This window comes from Streptomyces sp. PH9007 (assembly GCF_059813725.1).
Genome location: NZ_CM187440.1, coordinates 4,515,577 through 4,533,310, shown reverse-complemented (window position 1 = coordinate 4,533,310; position 17,734 = coordinate 4,515,577). Strand labels below are relative to the sequence as shown.

The 17,734-nt window shown below is 71.6% G+C and carries 23 protein-coding genes; 10 read left to right on the top strand and 13 right to left on the bottom strand.

Features of this window, described 5'->3' with window-relative positions; genetic code table 11:
* The 4 genes from tgmA to ACTFAP_RS21030 form a co-directional block, all read right to left on the bottom strand.
* On the bottom strand, positions 1-450 hold the full coding sequence (gene tgmA, locus ACTFAP_RS21045) for a putative ATP-grasp-modified RiPP (protein WP_495681904.1): 450 nt from the start codon (positions 448-450) through the stop codon (positions 1-3).
* 143 nt (positions 451-593) lie between these two features.
* Complete coding sequence (locus tag ACTFAP_RS21040; RefSeq protein ID WP_495681903.1) at positions 594-1,007, bottom strand: hypothetical protein; 414 nt, start codon at positions 1,005-1,007, stop codon at positions 594-596.
* Entirely contained in the window at positions 1,004-1,249 is a 246-nt protein-coding gene (locus ACTFAP_RS21035) for a hypothetical protein (RefSeq protein WP_500467111.1), read from the bottom strand. Before ACTFAP_RS21035 ends, ACTFAP_RS21040 begins: the two co-directional genes overlap by 4 nt.
* Positions 1,246-1,434, bottom strand: a complete 189-nt coding sequence (locus tag ACTFAP_RS21030; protein ID WP_495681901.1) for a hypothetical protein — start codon at positions 1,432-1,434, stop codon at positions 1,246-1,248. The genes ACTFAP_RS21035 and ACTFAP_RS21030 overlap by 4 nt, the downstream gene beginning before the upstream one ends.
* 158 nt (positions 1,435-1,592) lie before the next feature.
* Between ACTFAP_RS21030 and ACTFAP_RS21025 the strand changes: the two genes are divergently transcribed.
* The 7 genes from ACTFAP_RS21025 (at position 1,593) to ACTFAP_RS20995 (ending at position 5,624) form a co-directional block, all read left to right on the top strand.
* Positions 1,593-2,420, top strand: a complete 828-nt coding sequence (locus ACTFAP_RS21025; RefSeq protein WP_495681900.1) for a Scr1 family TA system antitoxin-like transcriptional regulator — start codon at positions 1,593-1,595, stop codon at positions 2,418-2,420.
* Entirely contained in the window at positions 2,407-2,601 is a 195-nt protein-coding gene (locus tag ACTFAP_RS21020; RefSeq protein WP_495681899.1) for a DUF397 domain-containing protein, read from the top strand. The genes ACTFAP_RS21025 and ACTFAP_RS21020 overlap by 14 nt, the downstream gene beginning before the upstream one ends.
* 19 nt (positions 2,602-2,620) lie before the next feature.
* Positions 2,621-2,812, top strand: a complete 192-nt coding sequence (locus ACTFAP_RS21015; RefSeq protein ID WP_495681898.1) for a DUF397 domain-containing protein — start codon at positions 2,621-2,623, stop codon at positions 2,810-2,812.
* A 209-nt stretch (positions 2,813-3,021) separates the two neighbouring features.
* Positions 3,022-3,858: a helix-turn-helix domain-containing protein gene (locus tag ACTFAP_RS21010; RefSeq protein ID WP_495681897.1), complete on the top strand. Its 837-nt coding sequence runs from the start codon at positions 3,022-3,024 to the stop codon at positions 3,856-3,858.
* A 79-nt stretch (positions 3,859-3,937) separates the two neighbouring features.
* The gene (locus tag ACTFAP_RS21005) at positions 3,938-4,405 is read left to right on the top strand and encodes a cupin domain-containing protein (RefSeq protein ID WP_495681896.1); all 468 of its coding nucleotides are present in this window, start codon (positions 3,938-3,940) and stop codon (positions 4,403-4,405) included.
* On the top strand, positions 4,402-5,172 hold the full coding sequence (locus ACTFAP_RS21000) for a GDSL-type esterase/lipase family protein (protein WP_495681895.1): 771 nt from the start codon (positions 4,402-4,404) through the stop codon (positions 5,170-5,172). Before ACTFAP_RS21005 ends, ACTFAP_RS21000 begins: the two co-directional genes overlap by 4 nt.
* 11 nt (positions 5,173-5,183) lie before the next feature.
* Positions 5,184-5,624: a glutaredoxin domain-containing protein gene (locus tag ACTFAP_RS20995; RefSeq protein ID WP_495681894.1), complete on the top strand. Its 441-nt coding sequence runs from the start codon at positions 5,184-5,186 to the stop codon at positions 5,622-5,624.
* Positions 5,625-5,712: 88 nt separating this feature from the next.
* On the opposite strand, the gene tkt is transcribed toward ACTFAP_RS20995, so the two are convergent.
* Genes tkt through ACTFAP_RS20960 form a run of 7 tightly spaced genes read right to left on the bottom strand, consistent with a single transcriptional unit; the run spans position 5,713 to position 13,793 of the window.
* A complete protein-coding gene (gene tkt, locus ACTFAP_RS20990) occupies positions 5,713-7,761 on the bottom strand; it encodes a transketolase (protein WP_500467110.1) in 2,049 nt (682 codons plus the stop codon).
* Complete coding sequence (locus ACTFAP_RS20985; RefSeq protein WP_500467109.1) at positions 7,761-8,624, bottom strand: phosphogluconate dehydrogenase C-terminal domain-containing protein; 864 nt, start codon at positions 8,622-8,624, stop codon at positions 7,761-7,763. The genes tkt and ACTFAP_RS20985 overlap by 1 nt, the downstream gene beginning before the upstream one ends.
* On the bottom strand, positions 8,621-9,424 hold the full coding sequence (locus tag ACTFAP_RS20980) for a sugar phosphate isomerase/epimerase family protein (RefSeq protein WP_500467108.1): 804 nt from the start codon (positions 9,422-9,424) through the stop codon (positions 8,621-8,623). Before ACTFAP_RS20980 ends, ACTFAP_RS20985 begins: the two co-directional genes overlap by 4 nt.
* Positions 9,424-10,185 carry a triose-phosphate isomerase gene (locus ACTFAP_RS20975; protein WP_495681891.1) on the bottom strand — a complete coding sequence of 254 codons (762 nt, stop codon included), beginning with the start codon at positions 10,183-10,185 and terminating at the stop codon, positions 9,424-9,426. The genes ACTFAP_RS20980 and ACTFAP_RS20975 overlap by 1 nt, the downstream gene beginning before the upstream one ends.
* The gene (locus ACTFAP_RS20970; protein WP_453856446.1) at positions 10,185-10,664 is read right to left on the bottom strand and encodes a ribose-5-phosphate isomerase; all 480 of its coding nucleotides are present in this window, start codon (positions 10,662-10,664) and stop codon (positions 10,185-10,187) included. The genes ACTFAP_RS20975 and ACTFAP_RS20970 overlap by 1 nt, the downstream gene beginning before the upstream one ends.
* Position 10,665: 1 nt before the next feature.
* Positions 10,666-12,411: a dihydroxyacetone kinase family protein gene (locus ACTFAP_RS20965; protein ID WP_500467107.1), complete on the bottom strand. Its 1,746-nt coding sequence runs from the start codon at positions 12,409-12,411 to the stop codon at positions 10,666-10,668.
* Entirely contained in the window at positions 12,408-13,793 is a 1,386-nt protein-coding gene (locus ACTFAP_RS20960) for an MFS transporter (protein WP_495681889.1), read from the bottom strand. Before ACTFAP_RS20960 ends, ACTFAP_RS20965 begins: the two co-directional genes overlap by 4 nt.
* Before the next feature lie 234 nt (positions 13,794-14,027).
* Here ACTFAP_RS20960 and ACTFAP_RS20955 point away from each other — a divergent pair, with 234 nt between their 5' ends.
* Positions 14,028-14,786, top strand: coding sequence for a FadR/GntR family transcriptional regulator (locus tag ACTFAP_RS20955; protein ID WP_390121493.1), 759 nt, complete (start codon positions 14,028-14,030; stop codon positions 14,784-14,786).
* Between the two features lie 39 nt (positions 14,787-14,825).
* Here the strand turns inward: ACTFAP_RS20955 and ACTFAP_RS20950 are convergent, their stop codons facing one another.
* On the bottom strand, positions 14,826-15,764 hold the full coding sequence (locus ACTFAP_RS20950) for a zinc-binding dehydrogenase (RefSeq protein WP_500467106.1): 939 nt from the start codon (positions 15,762-15,764) through the stop codon (positions 14,826-14,828).
* 103 nt (positions 15,765-15,867) lie between these two features.
* Between ACTFAP_RS20950 and ACTFAP_RS20945 the strand changes: the two genes are divergently transcribed.
* Entirely contained in the window at positions 15,868-16,407 is a 540-nt protein-coding gene (locus tag ACTFAP_RS20945; RefSeq protein WP_390121495.1) for a hypothetical protein, read from the top strand.
* Here ACTFAP_RS20945 and ACTFAP_RS20940 read toward each other — a convergent pair.
* Positions 16,391-16,804: a DUF2000 family protein gene (locus tag ACTFAP_RS20940; RefSeq protein ID WP_500467105.1), complete on the bottom strand. Its 414-nt coding sequence runs from the start codon at positions 16,802-16,804 to the stop codon at positions 16,391-16,393. The genes ACTFAP_RS20945 and ACTFAP_RS20940 overlap by 17 nt on opposite strands.
* 72 nt (positions 16,805-16,876) lie before the next feature.
* Between ACTFAP_RS20940 and ACTFAP_RS20935 the strand changes: the two genes are divergently transcribed.
* Positions 16,877-17,722, top strand: coding sequence for an AraC family transcriptional regulator (locus tag ACTFAP_RS20935; RefSeq protein WP_500467104.1), 846 nt, complete (start codon positions 16,877-16,879; stop codon positions 17,720-17,722).
* Positions 17,723-17,734: the final 12 nt, after the last annotated feature.

Here is a 17,734-nt window from a genome sequence, read left to right as displayed (position 1 = left end):
CTACTCCTCCTCGGGAGCGTCGGTGTCGTCGACCGAGTCGGTGTCCTGCATCCACTGCATGTCGTGACGGGTCTGATCGGCGGTGGCGGCGGATGTTCCGGTTGCGGCCATCACCATCGGCATGCCGTCGTCCCTGAGGGATAGCTGACGCTGGGGACAGTACGTGGTGGGCGGAATCGCCACCGTGTTGCCTTCCGTGATCGCCCTCGCGGTACGGAGGCCGAACGGACGCCTGCGTCCCTCACTCTCGCTCGCATCGATGTGAGTCCGTGTGACCGAGGTGTGCACAGCGTTCTTCCTTTCAACTTGGTCACTGCTTGCCGTGGGCCCAGCCCGGATGGGCCTCTCATCAGTCCGGGGAGCGAGACCCGCTCCGGGCGAGGTCGTGTAACGGGAGCGCCCTGTGGTCTCCCCGCGCTTCACCGCAGGTGGTTTTGCGGGGTGTTGCATGCCCTTCGAGGTTCCCGTGGGTGAACGGCGGCCGTTCTCCTGACGGAGCCGGACCGGAAGGGAAAGCGGGTGCAGTTGCGTGATACCCGCGAATCCACACAGAACCCCGACGCGCGGCCGTGTCTGTGCAGGCGTCAGAACCCTCAGCTCGACGTGGGATCGCGGCCGGTGATGAGGCGGTGCCACAGGCGGCCGAGCACGGTACGGGGGCGACGGTGGCGGGAGCGGCGGTAGAGCGGCGGGCCGGGCCGGGGTGGGTCCTTGGGGCTGAGGTAGAGGGGGATGCGAATGCCGGTGGTGTCGATCGGGGCGTCGGTCATGGCTTCGCTGTAGTCGATGATCGTGTGGTGCAGCCGGTCCACGCAGTGCTCGCACGCGTAGAGCGACGCGTGGTGCCCGGTGGTCGCCGCCGGCCCGAGCCACAGCACCCAGGTGTGCCGGTTGGCGCACCACAGCCAGCAGCGGCCGAGCACCCAGTCGGAACCATCACCCAGGCGCGGCGGAACGGGCCGGTCGTCGGCGTGCTTCAGGTCGGGCAGCCGGGGCACGGGGGTCACCGGTCGGTCCTCCGCCGTCGATAGGCGCGGACCGGCGGCGGGCCGATGCGGGAGGCCGAAAGTTCGGTCCGGGGATGCAGCGTCAGCAGCTCCCCGCTGCGGAAGCGGAGCATCTTGCCCGCGCCGCCCGGCAGCTCGCACAGATCGGCGACGATCAACGTCCGGCCGCCGACGCTGATCGCGTCTCCCACCCGCACGGTGTCGGCCGTGATCGGCACCGACCACACCCACCCGCCGCTCACCGGCCGGACTCCGGCCGCGTGTAACCGATGGCCACCAGCCACGCCCGCGCGGCGGCGATGACAGTGACGACCTCCTCGTCGGTCGGGGTGTCAGGGTTCGGCGCTGTCGGGGAGGTCGTCGCCGACAGAGGCGGGTCGAACGGTTCGGATGGCTCGGGCGGCTGGTCGGGAATCACGGTGGTCATAAGTCACCTGCCACGGTTGGGGCCTGCTGGCACCGGGGTGCACTTCCTGTGACCAGAGCAACACAGAAGCACTATGATGGGTGCACTTGACTAGGAATCTGGCAAGTTGCACCGCCACCCGAATTCGCTTGCCACCAGCATGAGTGGAGTTCACGAACTTGGATGAGCAGGAAGAGGCGACGTACTTGACTCCGGCTCAGCGGTTCGGCCGGGAGGTGAGGGAGGTGCGCTTGGGTCGCAGGCTGACGCAGAAGAACCTAGGCCTGGGCACTGGGTATTCCGAGGGCTACGTCAGCAAGGTTGAGGCTGGCAAGAAGCAGCCGAGCAAAGAGTTCATCGCTGGATGTGACAAGGTCTTCGCGACGGGTGGGTTGTTCGCCCGACTCCATGCAAGCCTCCAGGAGAGCAGCTCACCCACTTGGTTCGAGCCTTACCTGGATCTGGAACGCCGTGCCCTGTGGATCCTTGATTACGCGGTGGCGTGCGTACCGGGACTGCTGCAAACTGACCAATATGCCCGAGCGATCTTCCGAGCGGGCCATCCGCGCGATGACCCTGCCGCCATCGAGGGCAAGGTCGAGGCAAGACGACGTCGACGCCAAGTCCTCGAATCACCCGATCTGAGCCTATGGCTCGTGCTGCACGAAACCTGCCTTCGGGCAGCCGTCGGAGGAAGCACCATCATGAGAGGTCAGCTTGATCACCTGCTCGACGCCGCGTCGGGCCCTGGTGTGGACATCCAGGTGTTGCCCTTCGCGACAGGTGCTGCCGCCGTTCACACCCTCTCCTTCACCATGCTGGGGTTTGCCGATTCCGAACCAGTACTTTGGACGGATGATGCAGCCGGTGGCAAGCTCCATCAGGCAGCCTCAACCGTGGCGTTCCAACAGGCCGCGTTTGATCGACTGCGAGCTCACGCGCTCTCCCCGGACGCGTCCCTCACGATGATCCGGCAGGTACAGACGGAGGAGTATGGCCGTGACTGATCTGAGCACAGCGGAGTGGGTCACTTCCTCCTACAGCGGCTCAAACGGCGGCACCTGCGTGGCAGTGGCCCGAGTCGGGAGCCACGTGGCGGCCCGCGATACCAAGCAGGGCAGCTCCGGCCCCACTCTGATAGTTCCGGCTGCCACCTGGAAGGCGTTTCTTCTTGGCATAGCTCGCTGACTCATGAAGGAGCACAGCGGTGACTGATTTCAGCACAGCGAAGTGGGTCAGGTCGTCATACAGCGGTTCGAACGGCGGCCAGTGCGTGGAAGTCGCCCGGATGGGCAACCGGGTAGCCGTCCGTGATGCCAAACAGGCCAGTGCAGGGCCGGTCCTAGTCGTTCCGGCCAGCGCTTGGACAGGGTTTCTCACCGGCATGCTCTGGGGCTGAACGTGCCAGGGGTCCTCGCCGGTGGAGCCGCTTGTCGGCGTCCTCCACGAACCCGCAAGATCGCGTGTGCTGGAGGAGTCGCCCGTGGCCGGTACGGCTTGCTCGCTACCTCGATCACGAACGCCACCAGCAGGCTGGGTACCTCGGGGAACAGCGGCAGTCGATGACGAGAGTCCACCGATAGAGCGCCGGTTCGTACACTGGCGAGGGTGGAAGACCTTACGGCCACCAGGATCGTTGCCCGTCCGGCGCCCGCCCTGCGACGTTACGTCGGCTCGTATGTCGGCTTCGACCTTCGCGGGTTCCCCGCGGGGGTGCACTGCGGTCCGCCGGGTCGCGGGCTCACCGCCGTGATCAGCCTGTCCGACCCCTTGGAGATGGCGGCGGGCGTCGACGACGGGTCGCCGGTCACCCGGTTCGACAGCGTGGCGGGCGGTCTGATGTGCCGGTCCGTCGCGATCCACCATGACGGACGCCAGCACGGCGTGCAGGTATCGCTGACCCCGCTCGGGGCTCGGGCCGTCTACGGCATGCCCGCCGTTGTCCTCGCCCACCGACTGGTCCCACTCGATGAGCTTCTCGGAGCGCTCGGCGCCGAGCTGGTCGACCGGCTCCGGGCGGCGACGACCTGGGCAGCGCGGTTCGCCGCGCTGGACGCGTTGCTCCTGCGAGCCGTGGGCCGCAGCGCCGGCGGCGACCGCGTCCCCCGGGTACGCCCCGAGGTGGCCGAGGCCTGGCGGCGCCTCGTCGCCGCGCGCGGCCGCGTCCAGGTGGGGGCGGTCGCCGCGGAACTGGGCTGGAGCCGTCGCTATCTCACCGACCGGTTCCGCGGTGAGGTGGGCCTGTCGCCGAAGACCTTCGCCCGGGTTCTCCGTTTCGAGCACGCGCACGAACTGGCGACGGCGCACGAACCGCTCCCGTGGGCCGATGTGGCGACTGTCTCCGGCTACGCCGACCAGGCCCATCTCGTCCGGGACTGGGGCGCGTTCACGGGCCGGTCGCCCACGGTCTGGCGTCGCGGCGAAGTCCTCCTCGGAACCGGGTAGGCGACGGCCGGCCGTCGCGTCGGCTTCCGTTCCCATTCCTTCAAGACCACCCGATCGCCGTCCTGTGACGATCGACGGCATGAGACTCGTCAACCACGAACGCAACGCCATCGCCCTGCGGACCACCCCCGTGCACCTCGGGCTGGGCTCGACAGCGAAACCCATCGAGGGCTTCGCCTGGGACCCTCAGGTGCTCCAGGCCTACAGCGCCGCCGTCGCGGCGGACGGCGCCGAGGGCCGGATGGTGACGATCTTCGACGGCGAGGGCCCCGGCGACCACTGGGAGTGCCACCCCGCCGGCGATGAACTGGTCGTCTGCCTCAGCGGCTCGGTGACGGTCATCCGCGACGTGGACGGGGTGCCCGACCGTGTGGTGCTCGGACCGGGCGAGGCCACCGTCAACCCGGCCGGTGCGTGGCACGCCGTCGACATGGCGGGGCCGGCGACCATCCTGACCATCACCCCCGGTCTCGGCACCGACCACCGGCCCCGCACCGAACCCCGCCCCACCGGGCACGTCGGCACGCCCGGCCCGCAAGCGCCGTGACGACACGCGTCGCGTGCCTGGGCGACAGCCTCACCCGTGCGCAGCTCAGCGTCGACTACCTGGAGCTTCTCGAACGGCGCCACGCTGCCGACGACGTGCGGTTCGCCCGCTTCGGCGTCAACGGCGACTTCGCGTACAACCTGTTGCGGCGCCTCGATGCCGTCGTCGCGGACCCTCCGGAGGTGATCACCGTGTTGATCGGGACCAACGACGCGCGGGCGAGCCTCGCCGGCTACCTCGTCGAGCGGGCCATGCAGCGCAAGCGACTGCCCGAGCGCCCGTCTGCGGGTTGGTTCCAGCAGTGCCTGGGAGCCGTCGTCGAACGGCTGCGCACGGAGACCGACGCGACGATCGGTCTGCTGTCGCTCCCGGTCCTCGGCCAGCAACTCGACGGACCGGCGGCGCAGGCGGCGCGGACGTACAGCCGGCTGGTCGCCGAGGTCGCCACCACCCACCGGGCGGCCTACCTGCCGCTCCACGAACGCCAGACCGAGGAACTGCGGCAAGCGGACCCGCCGCCGATCCCGTACCGGGAGCCGACGCCGGTGGCCGGCCTCGGTGTGCTTCTCCGGCACACCGTGCTGCGCCGCAGCTTCGACACGATCTCGCGGCGCAGGGGTCTCGTCCTCACCACCGACCACATCCACCAGAACAGCCGTGGCGCCGCCCTGGTCGCCGAGGTCATCGACAGCTGGCTGCCCACGGGAGCGGCTAGCCGGTTCCGGCGGCGGGGCCCCGTCCCGGGCGGGGTGTCCACGCGTCGGTAGCCTGCGGTGTCATGCAGCGCACCTGGGTCTGGCCGATCGTGTACCTGCTCGGCGGGGCGGCCCTCGCGACGGCGCAGTTCGTGGACGGGAGCCCCGTCCGGGCCGTGGTCACACTGCTGCTGTTTCTGCTGCTCGCGGCGGTGTTCTCGCCGTTGGCCTTCCCGAGGTCGGTCGGTGCGGCGGAGGCCCGGCGCCGCAGCGCCGCCGATGGCCGGCCGGTCGTCTACTGGCGGCCCGGCTGTACGTACTGCCTGCGGCTGCGTCTTCGGCTGGCCTGCCGGGCCCGGCAGCTGCACTGGGTGAACATCTGGCGCGATCCGGAGGCCGCCGAGGCGGTGCGGGCGGTCAACGACGGCAACGAGACCGTGCCGACGGTCGTCGTCGCGGGCCGGCCGCACACCAATCCCGCCCCCGCCTGGGTGCTCCGGCAGCTCTCCGCCACCGGCTCCTGACGCCCGGCACCCGGCTTCCGGCGGCGTGCCGCCCGTTGGACCGGGCGCCCGCGCGGCGAGGGACGCGGTGCGCGGGCGCCCGGGGTTCTCAGTGGGTGTCGGCCAGCGACTCCCGTGCCGCCCCGGCCACGGCCTCCGCCGTGAAGCCGTACTCGCGGAACAGGGTCGCGCCGTCCGCCGAGGCACCGAAGTGCTCCAGGGAGACGATCCGGCCCGCGTCGCCCGTGTACCGGTGCCAGGTCAGGCCGATGCCCGCCTCCACCGCGACCCGGGCGCGTACCGCCGGGGGCAGCACCGCGTTCCGGTAGGACCGGTCCTGCTCCTCGAACCACTCCACGCACGGCATCGACACCACGCGGGTGGCGGTTCCCTGGGCCTCCAGCAGGTCGCGGGCGGCGACCGCCAGCTGGACCTCGGAGCCGGTGGCGATCAGCACCACCTGCGGCGTGCCGCCGCTCGCCTCGGTGTGGACGTAACCACCGCGCGCCGCGTCCTCGTTCGGCGCGTACACCGGCAGACCCTGGCGGCTCAGCGCCAGCCCGTGCGGGGTGCCCCGGCGCAGCGCCTCGCGCCAGGCGATCGCCGTCTCGTGGGCGTCGGCCGGGCGGACCACGTTCAGGCCGGGGATGGCCCGCAGCGAGGCGAGGTGTTCCACCGGCTGGTGGGTGGGACCGTCCTCGCCGAGTCCGATGGAGTCGTGCGTCCACACATAGGTGACCGGCAGCCCCATCAGCGCGGACATCCGCACCGCGTTGCGCATGTAGTCGGAGAACACCAGGAAGGTGCCGCCGTACGCGCGGGTGTTGCCGTGCAGCGCGATCCCGTTCAGCTCCGCGGCCATGGCGTGCTCGCGGATGCCGAAGTGGATGGTGCGGCCGTACGGGTCGGCCTCCGGCAGCGGGTTGCCCGCCGGGAGGAAGGACGAACCGGCGTCGATCGTCGTGTTGTTCGAGCCGGCCAGGTCGGCGGAGCCGCCCCACAGCTCGGGGATCACCGCACCCAGCGCCTTCAGTACGGCACCGGACGCCGCGCGGGTGGCGATCTTGCTGCCCACCTCGAAGGCCGGGAGTGCGGATTCCCAGCCCTGCGGGAGGCCGCCCGCCGTGACGCGGTCGAACTCCGCCGCCCGCTCCGGCTGCGCCGTGCGCCAGGCGGCGAGGTCCTTCTCCCACGCCAGCCGCTGCTCGCGGCCCCGCCCGACGGCGCCGCGCGCGTGCGCGATCACCTCGTCCGCGACCTCGAAGGACCGCTCCGGGTCGAAGCCGAGCACCCGCTTGGTGGCGGCGACCTCCGCCGCGCCCAGCGCGGAGCCGTGCGCGGCCTCGGTGTTCTGGGCGTTCGGCGCGGGCCAGGCGATGATCGTGCGCAGTGCGATGAGCGAGGGCCGGTCGGTGACGGCCTGCGCGGCGCGGATGGCCTCGTACAGCGCCGCCGGGTCCAGGTCCCCGTTCTCCCGCGGTTCCACGCGCTGCACGTGCCAGCCGTACGCCGCGTAGCGCAGTTCGGTGTCCTCGGAGACGGCGGTGACGGTGTCGCCCTCGATCGAGATGTGGTTGTCGTCCCACAGCATGATCAGGTTGCCGAGCTTCTGGTGCCCGGCGAGCGAGGACGCCTCCGCCGCGATGCCCTCCTGGAGGCAGCCGTCGCCCGCGATCGCGTAGATGTAGTGGTCGAACGGGGAAGCACCGAGGGGCGTCTCCGGGTCGAACAGGCCGCGCTCGTAGCGGGCGGCCATGGCCATGCCCACCGCGTTCGCGACGCCCTGCCCCAGCGGCCCGGTGGTGGTCTCCACCCCGGCCGTGTGCCCGTACTCCGGGTGACCGGGGGTCAGGGAGCCGTGCCGCCGGAACGCCTTCAGGTCCTCCAGCTCCAGGCCGAACCCGGCCAGGTACAGCTGGATGTACAGCGTCAGCGAGGCGTGGCCGGCCGACAGCACGAACCGGTCGCGGCCCGCCCACGCCGGGTCGGCCGGGTCGTGCCGCATCACCTTCTGGAAGAGGGTGTACGCGGCAGGCGCCAGCGTCATCGCCGTACCGGGGTGGCCGTGACCCGCGTGCTGCACGGCGTCGGCGGCCAGGATCCGGGCGGTGTCCACCGCCCGGCGGTCCAGGTCGGACCAGGTGAACTCGGCAGTCATCAGCGCTTGATGTCCTTGATCTTCAGCATCCGCGTGATGACCTTGTCCAGCTCCTCGTCCTCGAAGACCTTCTTCCAGTCGTCACGGACGATCGACTCGCGGCCGTAGTCCATGGCGATCAGGCAGGCGTCCGAGAACGGGTTGGAGCCCTTGAGGGTGTTGGCCAGCGCGACCTGGGTGTGGCCCAGCAGCATGGCGCGGGCGGCCTTCTCCGGCACGCCGACGGTGTGCACGGTCTCGTGCAGCGCCTCGGTGAGCAGCGCGCCGACCATGCAGGCGATGGTCTCCACCAGGGTCGGCTCCAGGACGGCGAGCTGCTTGACCGTCACCCAGTGCACGTCCACGACCGGCGCGTACATGACGCGGATGACGGCCTCGGCCAGTTCCTGCTTGGCGGCGTCGCCCCCCTCGTACGCGGCGACGACCTCCTGCGGGGCGGCGATCCCGCCGAAGGTGTCCTGCCACTCCTCCTTGGTGGTGCGCTCCAGGAAGACCGAGGGGTGGCAGGGGTGCGCACAGGCGTAGTGGATGTCCTCGCGCTCGTGCAGCAGCCCGGCGTAAGCGGCGGCCGGGTCCAGGGTGAGGACGATGGTGCCCGGCTTCATCAGCGGGACGAGTTCGGCGGAGACGGTGCCCAGGACGACGTCCGGCACGGCCAGGATGACGACGTCGGCCTGCGCGGCGGCGTCGGCGGACTCGGTCAGCTCACGGCCCAGGCCGGTGATCAGCTCCTGGCCCTTGGGGGACGCCTCGCTGAACAGCACCCGGAAGTCGCTGCGCACGAGGTTGTTGGAGACGCGCTGGCCCATCTTGCCGGCGGCCCCGATGACGGCGACGGTACGGGTGGGGGTCTCGATGGTCATGACGCGCTCCTCAAAAGGGTGGTGATGCTGTGCCGGGTCCACCGCTCCTCGATGCGGGCGGTGGCGTCGAAGCCCTCGTCCTGCCAGGGGAGCCAGTGTTCGACGATCTGGTTTATGCCGCGCTGGTGCGGCTGCACGGCGGCGATCATGCCGTCGTAGTCCAGGAGTCCTTCGCCCAGCGGGCAGCCGGCGTAGGTAAAGCCGACCCAGCCGTCGCGGCGGGTGAAGGAGAAGTCCTTGACGTGGATGTTGACGACGTAGGGGGCGGTGGCTGCCACGACGTCGACGGGCCGCTCCAGGCGGGCCACGCTGTTGCCCGGGTCGAGGACGACGCCGAGCTGGGGGCGGTCCACGCCGCGTACGACGGTGAGCAGGTCGTCGGTGGAGACCTGCTCGTACGTCTCCAGGCCCAGCGTCACCCCGGCCGCCGCGTACCGCTCGACGGCGGGGCGCAGCAGGGCGATCGCCTCGTCGGTGGAGGGCTGGTGGTCGGCGGTGTTGAGCATGGAGCGCACCAGGGTGACGCCGAGGGCCTCGGCGATCTCCAGGTAGCGCGCCAGGTGTGCGGTGCGGACGCCGCGGGTGCCGAGTTCCAGGGTCAGGCCCAGGTCCTCGGCGGTGGCCCGCAGGTCGGCGAGGGCCGCCGCGTCGTACTCCTCGATGAGCGGGTAGTCGCAGATCTGGAAGACCTGCCCGCCCAGGGCGCGGGTGTCGGCCAGCATCTCGGGGAGGGTCAGCGGGCGCGGGGCGCGCTGCGAGATGCGCCAGAAGTACGCGTAGGTGCTGATGCCGTACGCCATCACGCCACCTCCGTCAGTTCGTCGAGGATGCGCTCGATGGCGGTGACGTCGTGGGCGAAGCGGCCCAGGAACAGGCCGCCGGCGGCGGGCGCGATGCGGGTCAGCAGGCCGGGGCCCGCGCTGCCGCCGTAGATGACGGTGGAGCCGGCGTGCTGCGGCTGGGCGTCCAGCCACTGGCGCAGCGCGCCGCACACGGTGGTGATGTGGGTGGCGGAGGCCGGTTCGGGCGCGCCGATGGCCCACTGCGGCTCGTACGCGACGGTGACGGGTCCGGTCAGTCCGTGCAGCAGCCGCTGGGTCTCGGCGACGGTGCGGCGGGCGGCTTCGGCGGGGTCGGCCTCGTCGCGTTCGCCGACGCACAGCACGGGGGTGAGGCCGTTGCGCAGCGCGGCGGCGGTCTTGGCGGCCACGACGGTGTCGCCCTCGCCGTACAGCCGGCGGCGTTCGGCGTGGCCGACCTCGGCGTAGCGGCAGCCGATCTCGGCGAGGGAGGGGCCGCCGACCTCGCCGGTGTACGGGCCGCTGTCCTCGGTGGCGATGTCCTGGGCGCCGACGGCGACGCCGCTGCCGGCGAGGAGGTCGGCGACGGGGACGATCGCGGGGAAGGCGGGCAGCACGAACAGCCGGGCGGCGCCGCTCGTGGTGACCGGGTGGCGGGTGGCGAGTGCGGCGACCTGTTCCGCCCAGCGCAGCGTCTGCCGGTGGCCGAAGTACATCTTCAGGCTCACCCCCAGCAGTACGGGCGCGTCAGGGGTGGTCATCAGGCGGCCTCGCTGCCCTGCTGGTCCTCGTAGTCGCACATCAGCTGGACCTTGCCGGCCGACGCCGAGGCGGTGTCGAAGCGGTAGGTGAGCCATTCGCGGGCCAGGCGGCGGGCGAGTTCGAGGCCGATGACGCGCTGGCCGAAGGTGAGGACCTGGGCGTTGTTGGAGAGGATGGCGCGCTCGACGGAGAAGGAGTCGTGCGCGGTGACGGCGCGGATGCCCTTGACCTTGTTGGCGGCGATGGCCACGCCCAGGCCGGTGCCGCACACCAGCAGCGCGCGGTCGGCGTCGCCGCGCGCGACGATCTCGGCGGCGGCTATCGCGATGGTGGGGTAGGCGGTGTGTCCGTCGGCGTCCACGCCCACGTCGGTGACCGAGGCGACCAGGCCGGACGCCTCCAGGTCCTTCTTGAGGGCTTCCTTGTACTGGTAGCCGGCGTCGTCGCAGCCGACGACGATGCGGAGCTTGTCGGTCATCTCAGTTTTCCTCGGTGGTGTCGGTGAGGACGCCGTGCACGGCGCGGACGATGAGGGCGAGTGAGTGGGCGCCGGCGTCGGGGGTGCCGAGGGACTTCTCGGCGTGCGGGCGGGCGCGGCCCATCTGCGGCAGCAGATCGGCGGTGGCGGCGGCGGCCGTGGTGGCGGCGGTCGCGGCGCGGTCCCAGGCGTCGGCGGTGCGGGCACCTGCGGCGGCTTCGGCGGCGAGGGTGGCGGCGAACGGGACGAGGACGTCGACCATGGTCTTGTCGCCGACCTGGGCGCCGCCGATCCTGCGCACCTCGTCGCTCGCGCGGGTGACGCCGGCGGAGACGGTGGCGGCGGTGGGCCGTTCGGTGTCGCCGAGGGCGTCGCCGACCGCGTGCAGGATGGTGCCCCACAGGGCGCCGGAGGTGCCGCCGGCCCGGTCGGCCCAGGCGTCGGCGGCGCGGTGCAGGACGGTGCCGGCGCCCGCGCCGCGCTCGTGCGCGGTGCGGGCGGCGGTGTCGGCGGCGGTGGCGCCGCGCAGCATGCCGATGCCGTGGTCGCCGTCTCCGGCGACCGCGTCGATGCGGCCGAGTGCGTCGGCGTGCTCCCGGGCGGTGGCGGCGATGACGCGCAGCGCGGCGGCGGCGGTGGCGGCGGTCTGCCGGGAGGCGGGGGTGGCGTCGGGGATGACGTCCTCGGCCTCGGGCCTCTCGGCGGGGTGCGCCGTCGCGGCGGGCTCCGTGGGGGCGGCCACGGCTCCCTTGCGGTAGGCGGGGGTGTCGGCGGGCGCGGTCCACAGCGTTTCGAGCCGCTCGTCGAGCCAGGTCAGGGTCAGCGAGACGCCGGCCATGTCGAAGCTGGTGACGAGTTCGCCGACCTCGGGCTCGACGGCGGTGACGCCGGCGTCCTCCAGGAGCTGGGCGACGCGGTGGTAGACAACGAACAGTTCCTCGTACTTCACCGAGCCGAGCCCGTTGAGGATGACGGCGGCGCGCTGCCCGCGCGGGGCGTCGACGCCGTCGGGGAGTTCGTTCAGCAGGCTGGCGACGAGCAGTTCGGCGGCCCGGTCCGCGCTGGGCAGGGCCTCCTCGCCGATGCCGGGTTCGCCGTGGATGCCCAGGCCGACCGCCATCCGCCCCTCGGGGACGGTGAACAGCGGCTGGTCGGCGCCCGGCAGGGTGCAGCCGGAGAAGGCGATGCCGAAGGAGCGGGTGCGGGCGTTGGCGTGCGCGGCCACCGCGATCACCTCGTCCAGCGGCAGCCCGGCCTCGGCGGCGGCGGACGCCGCCTTGAAAACGGGCAGGTCACCGGCGATGCCGCGTCGCTTGGCGCGCTCGGCGGCCGGGGCGCTGGAGATGTCGTCGGTGACGGCGAAGGTCTCGGCCCGTACGCCCTCGGCGGTCAGCCGGTCGGCGGCCTGCCCGAAGTGCAGGACGTCCCCGGCGTAGTTGCCGAACATCAGCAGCACGCCGGCGCCGCCGTCCGCCGCCTTCGCGACGGTGCGGATCTGCTGCGCTGAGGGCGAGGCGAAGACGTTGCCGACCGCCGCGCCGTGGGCCAGGCCCGCGCCGACCAGGCCGGAGAAGGCCGGGTAGTGGCCCGAGCCGCCGCCGATGACGACCGCGACCTGCCCGGCCGGGGTGCCGCCGGCCCGGACCACCCCGCCCGTCACCGGGCGTACCCAGCGGCGGTGTGCCGCGACGAAGCCGGCGAGGGCCTCGTCCGCGAAGGCGGCGGGGTCGTTGAACAGTCGGGTCATCGGGCGGCCTCCACGGGCTCACGGTCGCCGCCGCCGTCCCCGTCGCCGGCCACCTGGTCGGTGGTGCGGCCGTCGCGGGCGGCGAGGGAGATGATCAGTACGGCGGACAGCAGCATGAAGAAGCCGACGACGTACAGGGACGCGTAGTAGCTGCCGGTCCAGTCCCGGATCCAGCCGGTGAAGTAGCTGGCGCCGAAGCCGGCGATGTTGCCCATCGTGTTGATCAGCGCGATGCCGGCCGCGGCGGCGGCACCGGTGAGGAACCGGGAGGGCACCGACCAGAACACCGGCAGGGCGGCGAAGATCGCGCAGGCGGTGATGGTGATCACGGCGACGGTCGCGGCGGGCGAGCCCATGTACAGGGCCAGCGGGATGGAGACACCGCCGACGATCGCGGGTCCGGCGATGTGCCAGGTGCGGGTGCCGTGCTTGGTGGCGTGCCGGGTCCAGAAGAACAGCACGACCGCGGCCGGCAGGTACGGGATGGCGGTGATCCAGGCCTTGTCCATCACGGAGAAGGTGGTGTCGTACTGCTCCTGGAAGCCGCTGATGATCGTCGGCAGGAAGAAGGCGAGCGCGTACAGGCCGTAGATGAAGCCGAAGTAGACCAGGCCGAGCACCCACACGCGGGCGTTGGTGAAGGCCGCCTTGAGGGCGTCCTTGCCGTGGTTCGCCTTGGCGCCGGTCTTGCCCTCGCTCTCCTCCTCCAGCTTGGTGGTCAGCCACTCCTGCTCGGCGGGGGTGAGCCACTTGGCGTCGGCGGGCCGGTCGCTCAGGTAGAACCAGGCGACGATGCCGAGCACGATGGCGGGGATCGACACGAACAGGAACATCACGCGCCAGCCCTCGAGGCCGAACAGCCCGTGGTGGCCGATGAGCCAGCCGGCGAGCGGGGCGCCGAGCACGGTGGTCAGCGGCTGGGCCAGGTAGAACAGCCCGAGGATCTTGGTGCGGTGGCGGCCAGGCACCCACTGGCTGAGGAAGAGGATCGCGCCGGGGAAGAACCCGGCCTCGGCGACACCCAGCAGGAAGCGCAGCACGTAGAGCTGGCCGGTGCTGTCCACCCAGGTGAACAGCAGCGAGACGACGCCCCAGGTGACCATGATCCGGGCCAGCCAGCGGCGGGCTCCGAACCGGTGCAGGGCCATGTTGCTGGGCACTTCCAGCACGATGTAGCCGAGGAAGAAGATCCCGGACGCGAAGCCGAACTGGGCGGCGGTGAGGGCCAGGTCATCGCCCATGCCGTTGGGCTCGGCGAAGGATATGGCCGTCCGGTCCAGATAGTTCACGAAGAACATCAGTGCCACGAAGGGCACCAGACGGATCGAGATCTTCTTGATCGCAGATCTCTCCACTGGCGTGGTGTGGGCGTCAGCACCCATGGTGACTCCTCGGCTCGCCGGACAACTCCGTCCGGGTGGGTCCTTCCGGCAGTGCCATGAGCGGCGGCGCTCTGCCGGACTGCGGACACGCTAAGCCTCAACTGGTAAATTGGTCACCAATTCATCGGAGTGATGAATATCACATAACGGGCTGTATCCCCACACTTGACGTTCTGCTGAACATTTCGGATGGATCGCCGCCGTCGCTGCGTACGCCGTCCATCTGGTGTACTGGTGTGCGTGACCACCCAGTCAGATCAGCAGCCCGCCGCCACCCCCGACTTGGCCCAGCTCCTGCGCCCCGTGGTGCGGGAGTCCTCCGTCAGCGAGGTCGCCAAGCGGCTGCTCGACCATCTGACCTCCGGCGACATCCGGCCCGGCACCAGGCTGCCCGCCGAGCGCCAGCTCGCCGAGGCGCTGGGCGTCGCCCGCTCCAGCGTGCGCGGCGCGCTGTCCGCGCTGGACGTGCTCGGCATCATCGAGATACGGCCCGGCTCCGGCTCATACGTGCGCGAGGGCACCTCGGAGTTCCTGCCCCGCGCCATCAACTGGGGGCTCATGCTGGGCCAGCGGCGTACCCGCGACCTGGTCGAGGTCCGTACCCACATGGAGGCCGTCTCGGCCCGGCTGGCCGCGCAGCGCACCTCGGACGCGGACGTCGTCCTGCTGGAGGAGCACCTTCAGCACATGCGGGACGCGGGCGGCGACGCCAAGGCGTTCATCGAGGCGGACATCGCGTTCCACCTGGAGACCGCGCGCATCGCCGGGAACACCGTCCTCAGCGACATCCTGCACAGCATCCGGGCGCTGCTCCAGGTGTGGATGGAGCGGGTCAGCGACATCGAGGGCACCGTGAGCGGCACCCTGTGCGAGCACGACGCCATCCTCAAGGCCATCCGCGACCGGGACCCGGAGGGCGCCGACCGCGCCATGGCCGAACACATGCGGATGGCCAACGAGCGGCTCAGCGCGGCGATGGAGCACGCGAGCTGACGGCGGGGCCCGCCCGGCACCGCCCCGCCGCGCACGGCCTCAGACCGTGAACACGATCTTCCCGTAGAGATCACCGGCGGCCATCCGCGCGAACCCCTCGCGGGCCCGGTCCAGCGGCAGCACTGTGTCGATGACGGGCCGCACCCCCTTGGCGGCGCAGAAGCTGAGCAGTCCCGCCAGCTCCTCCCGCGTGCCCATCGTGGAACCGGCCACCGTCAGCTCCAGGAAGAAGATCCGCTGCAGTTCGGCGGCCGGCGGATTGGCCCCGCTGGTGGTCCCGGAGATCACCACGGTCCCCCCGGGCCGCAGCGACTTCAGGGAGTGCGACCAGGTGGCGGCGCCCACCGTCTCCAGCACCGCGTCCATCCGGTGCGGCAGCCGGACACCGGGCTCGAAGACCGCCTCGGCGCCCAACTCCAGCGCCCGGCGCCGCTTGTGCTCCTCCCGGCCGGTCACGAACATCCGCAGCCCGGCCGCCGCGCCCAGCACGATCGCGGCCGTCGCCACTCCCCCGCCCGCGCCCTGCACCAGCACGCTGTCCCCCGGCCGTACCCCGGCCTTGGTGAACAGCATCCGGTACGCCGTCAGCCAGGCCGTGGGCAGCGCCGCGGCCTCCTCGAAGGACAGCGCGGACGGCTTGGGCAGCACATTGCCGGCCGGCACCGCGACCCGCTCGGCGAGCGTGCCCTGGTACTTCTCGGACAGCAGAGTGCGGCGCGCGCCGCCAATCACCGGGTACACCACCACCTCGTTGCCGTCCTCGTCCACACCGGCGCCGTCGCACCCCAGGATCATCGGCAACAGCCCGGCATCCAGGCCCACCCCGCGCAGCGACCACAGATCGTGGTGGTTGAGCGCCGCCGCCCGCAACCGCACCACCGTCCAGCCCGGCGGCACCTCCGGCTCGGGCCGCTCCCCCAGTTCCAGGGCGGACAGCGGATCTTCGGCATCCAGGCGTGCGGCGTAGGCGGCAAACATGAGGTCAACGCTATCCCCCGGCCGTTCCGCAGGGAGGTACTTCGGTGCGACGATGAGAGGTCGCCTCCGACCAGGAGGCCCACAGCAGTTCGGGGAGGCACAGATGGGCATGGTCTTTCTGCGGCGGCTCAGCCGGTGGCAGGCGGAGTCCCAGCGCGAGCAGATCGCCGACATCCACAACGCGTCCTACCGCGACGCGTTCGGCGAGGTGCCGCTGGAACGGCAGGAGTTCATCCGGCGGCTGACCGACCACGACGTCCAGCAGGAGGACTTCGACCTGCTCCTGGCCAGCGATCCGGCGCTGGTGGGCGCCGCGTACGGCTACCGGGTGGAGCGCGACTCGGCCTGGTGGCAGGAGTTCGAGGACGTCCCCGTCGAGATCGACGAACTGGCGGGCTCCCGCCAGGTCTTCGTGGTCGCCGAACTCATGGTGATCCCCTCGCGCCGCCGGGAGCGGGTGGCCTCGCGCATGCTGAGCGACCTGCTGGCCCGCGCCACCCCCCAGGTGGCGCTGGCCCTGCTGGAGCCGGGGGACACCGTGGCGCGCACCGCATACCAGTCCTGGAACTGGACCAAGACCGGTCAGCTGACGCCGCACGACGCGCCCCCCAAAGAAGTCTGGTCCACTACCCGTGCAGCTTGAGGCCCTTGATCACCTTGTCGGCCGGGGTGCGCGGTCCGTAGAGCCCCAGCCCGACGAGGTTCAGCTTCTCGGCCTCGACGGAGCGCACCGCCGCCCGGTTGTCGGCGTCGTTCCCGGTGGCGAACATGTCCTCCGTGTACACGGCGACGGCCAGGCCCCGGGAGAGCGCCCGCGCGTGGGTACGGGCGAGCGCGGCGCCGTCCGCGGCGAAGACGAGCAGCGGCTCGCGCAGCAGCCGCAGGTACTGGTTGCCGGAGGCGTCCGCGTACGGCTCGGAGCCCATGACGTCGTCGGTGGCGTGGGCGATGCCGGAGGAGAGGAAGGCGGTCACATTCAGCTTCTGCCAGTCCGCGAGGTCCGCGCGGACCACCACGGCTGCCTTGGTGTCGAAACGCATGACGGTGATCCTGCGCCGTCCACCGGCCGGACGTCTTGAACGCTGGTGCGCGCCGGGCGGCACACTCGGAGGATGAGCACGACCCCGACCGGCGCGCCGGAGCAGGACTGGGCCCGCTACTGGCGGGACCCCGAGCGCCCGCTGGAGGCGATGCGGGCCCACTTCACCCGGCACGTCTTCCACCGGCACAGCCACGACGCGTACTCCTTCGCGATCACCGAGTCCGGCGCGCAGCGCTTCCGCTGCCGGGGCGCGGAGCACACCAGCAGCGCGGGCATGGTGATGGCGTTCAACCCGGACGACCCGCACGACGGGCGGACCGCGGCGGAGCTGGGCTTCACGTACCGGATCATGCATCTGCACCCGTCGGTGGTGCGCGAGGTCCTGGCGGACGCCGGGGGCGGTACGGAGCGCGGACTGCCGCTGTTCGACCGGCCGGTACGGCACGCCCCGGCGCTGTACCGGGCGCTGCTGGGACTGCACCACGCGCTCGTCGCCGGTGCGGGAACGCTGGTGCGCGAGGAACGGCTCAGCTCGGTGGTGACGGCGCTGGTGCGCGAGGCCGCGACCGCCCGACCGGGGATCGCCACCGCCCGGGTGGGTACGGACGCGGCGCGCCGGGCCAGGACGCTGCTGGACGACAGCTGGGAGCGGGACCTCGGCGCGGACGAACTGGCGCGGGCCGCCGGGTGCAGCCGGTACGCGCTGTACCGGGCGTTCCGCGCGGCGTACGGGATGCCGCCCAGCGACTACCAGCGCCTGTTGCGGCTGCGCGCGGCCCGCCGCCTGCTGGCCACCGGCACCCCGCCCGCCGAGGCGGCGGCCAGCTGCGGCTTCGCCGACCAGCCGCACCTGACGCGCTGGTTCACCCGCGTCTACGGCATCACCCCGGCGACGTACCGCGCGGCGGCGGGCTGAGGACTGCCGGAA

Coding starts and splice junctions, on each gene's coding strand:
- tgmA (WP_495681904.1), bottom strand. CDS start 450: ATGCAACACCCCGCAAAACCACCTGCGGTGAAGCGCGGGGAGACCACA.
- ACTFAP_RS21030 (WP_495681901.1), bottom strand. CDS start 1,434: ATGACCACCGTGATTCCCGACCAGCCGCCCGAGCCATCCGAACCGTTC.
- ACTFAP_RS21020 (WP_495681899.1), top strand. CDS start 2,407: ATGGCCGTGACTGATCTGAGCACAGCGGAGTGGGTCACTTCCTCCTAC.
- ACTFAP_RS21005 (WP_495681896.1), top strand. CDS start 3,938: ATGAGACTCGTCAACCACGAACGCAACGCCATCGCCCTGCGGACCACC.
- ACTFAP_RS20995 (WP_495681894.1), top strand. CDS start 5,184: ATGCAGCGCACCTGGGTCTGGCCGATCGTGTACCTGCTCGGCGGGGCG.
- tkt (WP_500467110.1), bottom strand. CDS start 7,761: ATGACTGCCGAGTTCACCTGGTCCGACCTGGACCGCCGGGCGGTGGAC.
- ACTFAP_RS20985 (WP_500467109.1), bottom strand. CDS start 8,624: ATGACCATCGAGACCCCCACCCGTACCGTCGCCGTCATCGGGGCCGCC.
- ACTFAP_RS20980 (WP_500467108.1), bottom strand. CDS start 9,424: ATGGCGTACGGCATCAGCACCTACGCGTACTTCTGGCGCATCTCGCAG.
- ACTFAP_RS20975 (WP_495681891.1), bottom strand. CDS start 10,185: ATGACCACCCCTGACGCGCCCGTACTGCTGGGGGTGAGCCTGAAGATG.
- ACTFAP_RS20970 (WP_453856446.1), bottom strand. CDS start 10,664: ATGACCGACAAGCTCCGCATCGTCGTCGGCTGCGACGACGCCGGCTAC.
- ACTFAP_RS20965 (WP_500467107.1), bottom strand. CDS start 12,411: ATGACCCGACTGTTCAACGACCCCGCCGCCTTCGCGGACGAGGCCCTC.
- ACTFAP_RS20960 (WP_495681889.1), bottom strand. CDS start 13,793: ATGGGTGCTGACGCCCACACCACGCCAGTGGAGAGATCTGCGATCAAG.
- ACTFAP_RS20950 (WP_500467106.1), bottom strand. CDS start 15,764: ATGTTTGCCGCCTACGCCGCACGCCTGGATGCCGAAGATCCGCTGTCC.
- ACTFAP_RS20945 (WP_390121495.1), top strand. CDS start 15,868: ATGGGCATGGTCTTTCTGCGGCGGCTCAGCCGGTGGCAGGCGGAGTCC.
- ACTFAP_RS20940 (WP_500467105.1), bottom strand. CDS start 16,804: ATGCGTTTCGACACCAAGGCAGCCGTGGTGGTCCGCGCGGACCTCGCG.
- ACTFAP_RS20935 (WP_500467104.1), top strand. CDS start 16,877: ATGAGCACGACCCCGACCGGCGCGCCGGAGCAGGACTGGGCCCGCTAC.